This is a genomic window from Vibrio sp. Vb0349, from assembly GCF_033338975.1.
On the sequence record NZ_JAWOTS010000398.1, the window covers coordinates 1 to 1,088 of the forward strand.

The 1,088-nt window shown below is 41.1% G+C and carries 1 protein-coding gene; it reads right to left on the reverse strand.

All coding sequences use genetic code 11. The features are described 5' to 3' along the window. Positions 1-478: 478 nt before the first annotated feature. The coding region (locus tag R7Q47_RS26130) for a chitobiase/beta-hexosaminidase C-terminal domain-containing protein (RefSeq protein WP_318090247.1) at positions 479-1,088 on the reverse strand (610 nt) is incomplete at its 5' end.

Sequence of the window (1,088 nt, forward strand, 5' to 3'; positions counted from 1 at the left end):
GAAAGCGAGTGAAAGAGCACTCAGTGCAAAAATGTTTTTCATAATTACTGCCTTTAATTATTCACGTTATGCGATGGTTCCATGGGCTTCTTTTCCCGATCATCGCAAGCCTTGGAATGTGCCTCCGTGGCGGTGGCCATACTGAAATAATTAATTCGCAATGGAAAATAAATCCGTTTAAAAAGTGATCTCGTTCAAACCCGACTCTATAACCATAACAAAAACACTGTTAATTACAGACACTTGCGTTGATTTATAAAAATTCGTCAAAAAAATAAAATGTGATCATCAACAACTAACGATTTAATAAATGGCGAAATAACCAGACTCACTTCACATTTAATTTCTATCTTTAACACCAAAACTTATTTATCAATGCAAAATATTAAGACTTCGATCACACTTAATTTCCTTTAAAAATAAAGAAAGCCTCAACATGCGTTGAGGCTTTGCCAAAAATTAACTTACAAGAATCGTATTATTTTACGCTAGTCACACGACTTGTTTTCTCACCTGTTGCCGATACAGATCGGATGAACACTTCACCTTTCACATTTGGACGAGCATTGTCTGCGTAATTCAGCCAGTTTTTGCCGTCTAGAGAGTATTGAAGCTTCACGCCAGGAAACTGAACGTTCATTGCTAGCTTGCCATCTTCTACTTTCGCACCTGGTACTGGTAGACGGTAGTCGATACCAGATTTCTCTAACTTAGCTAACTCACGTTGACCAAGTACGTTTGCAAAGCGGTTGTAGTCTTGGTTTAGCGCAGCTTTGTTTACTAGGTTCGAGTTTTGCGAGTATTCAACACCCACTTTGTAGTCGTTTTCCCACTCAGCACGGTGCCATGCACGCTCTGCTGCAGCAAGTACGCGTGGGAATACCATGTACTCGAACTGTTCATCGTTACGTACGGTTTCAGACCAAAGCTGTGCAGATAGACCGTAGAAAGGTTTCGCTGCGATTTCACCTTTACCAGTAAAGCCATTGCCATCGCGGTCAACTGAGGTTTCCGCGTTCTGAGGCATGTTCTCTGGTGCAAAACCAAACATCTTACGAGTATCTGTTGCACGTGTTGCCCAGTAGTAA